At 75.8% G+C, this 1,086-nt stretch carries 1 protein-coding gene; it reads right to left on the bottom strand.

Going from position 1 to position 1,086, the window contains the following annotated elements:
• Positions 1–1,086: AMP-binding protein (locus ACFU6K_RS39550; RefSeq protein WP_380671591.1), on the bottom strand; the 1,086-nt coding region annotated here is incomplete at both ends.

Genomic DNA, 1,086 nt, shown 5'->3' with positions numbered 1-1,086 from the left:
CAGCCCCGGGCCAGGCCCGGCCCCGCAACGTACAGCTCCCCCGCGACGCCCGGCGGCATCAGGCGCAGCCGCGCGTCCAGCACATACACCCGGAAGCCCGCGACCGCACGGCCGATCGGCGGCACACCGGAACCCGGCGCCAGCGGGTCGCTCATCGTCGCGCAGACCGTGGTCTCGGTCGGGCCGTACGCGTTGATCATCCGCCGACCCGGCGCCCACCGCGCCACCAGCTCCGGCGGGCACGCCTCCCCCGCCACCACCAGGGTGCCGGCCGTGACGTCGGCACCGTCCACCGCCGCCAGGGCCGAGGGCGGCAGGGTCACATGGGTGACGCCGAGCCGGTGGTCCGTCAGCGACTCCAGCGGAGCGTCGGCCGAGGCCAGGACGAGGGCGGCGCCGCTGAGCAGGGCGCTGCACAGGTCCCAGAACGACGCGTCGAAGCTGGGCGAGGCGAACTGGAGGACCCGGCTGCCCGGCCCGACGCCGAGGCGCTCGACCTGCGCCGCCGCCAGTCCCGACACGCCACCGTGGCTGACCACAACGCCCTTGGGACGGCCGGTCGAACCCGAGGTGTAGATCACGTACGCCGGGTTCCGGACGTCGGGCGCGACCTCCGGGTCGCTCTCCAGCCAGTCGCCCTCAGCCACCATGGCCGGGTCGTCCACCACCAGCACCGGACGGGCATCCGCCAGCATGAAGTCGATCCGCGCCCGCGGGTACGCCGGATCCACCGGCAGGTACGCCGCCCCGGCCTTCAGCACGCCGAGGACGGCCACCACCGACTCCACCGAGCGCGGCAACGCCACCGCCACCAGCTGCTCCGGACCCACCCCCCGCGCGATCAGCGCATGCGCGAAACGGTTCGCCCGGGCGTTCAGTTGACGATACGTCAGCTCCAGACCACCACAGACCAGCGCGACCGCGTCCGGCGCCGCCGCCACCCGCGCCGCGAACAGCTCCGGCAGGCTCACCCCGGCCACCCCGCCCCCGGCGGCCGGCAGCAGCTCGCGCCGCTCCTCGGCCGACAGCAGGTCGACCGCGCCGATCGGCCGCTCGGGCGCGGCGGCGACCGCGGCCAGCAGCCTG

This window comes from Kitasatospora sp. NPDC057512, assembly GCF_042802135.1.
GTDB lineage: Bacteria > Actinomycetota > Actinomycetes > Streptomycetales > Streptomycetaceae > Kitasatospora.
Note: the sequence above shows the minus strand (reverse complement) of the source record. Positions and strands in the feature narration are given on the sequence as shown.